The sequence below is a fragment of the Halobellus sp. Atlit-38R genome, assembly GCF_003665925.1.
GTDB lineage: Archaea > Halobacteriota > Halobacteria > Halobacteriales > Haloferacaceae > Haloquadratum > Haloquadratum inordinatus.
On the sequence record NZ_QXIJ01000208.1, the window covers coordinates 1 to 515 of the forward strand.

Annotated in this window: 1 protein-coding gene; it reads left to right on the plus strand. The window is 62.5% G+C overall.

What is annotated here, in order from left to right:
• A partial coding sequence (locus D3D02_RS18980; protein WP_121571360.1) for an ABC transporter ATP-binding protein occupies nt 1-515 on the plus strand: 515 nt, incomplete at both ends.

The following is a 515-nucleotide window of genomic DNA, read 5'->3' on the forward strand; positions in this document are numbered from 1 at the left end:
CGTAACGGCGGTCGACGACATGAACCTCGAAATCGAGGATGGTGAATTCATCTGCCTCGTCGGTCCGTCGGGGTGTGGGAAGTCGACGACGATGGAGATGATTGCCGGGTTGACCATCCCCTCGGAAGGGAAGGTCTTCATCGGCGACCGCGAGGTCACGAATCTCCCACCGAAGGACCGCGGAGTGGCGATGGTGTTCCAGAACATCGCGCTGTTCCCCCACATGGACGTCTACGACAACATCTCCTTCGGGCTCCGCCTCCGCAACTACGACAAGGAGGAAATCGAGCGCCGCGTCGAGCGCGCCGCTGAAATCGTCCAGTTGCAGGGAATGCTCGAACGCATGCCCGACGAGATGTCCGGCGGCCAGCGCCAGCGCGTCGCCATCGCCCGCGCCATCGTCCGTGAGCCCGACGTCTTTCTCATGGACGAGCCGCTAGCGAACCTCGACGCGAAGCTCAAGGTCCACATGCGGACCGAACTCCAGCGCCTGCACAAGGAACTGGACACGACCA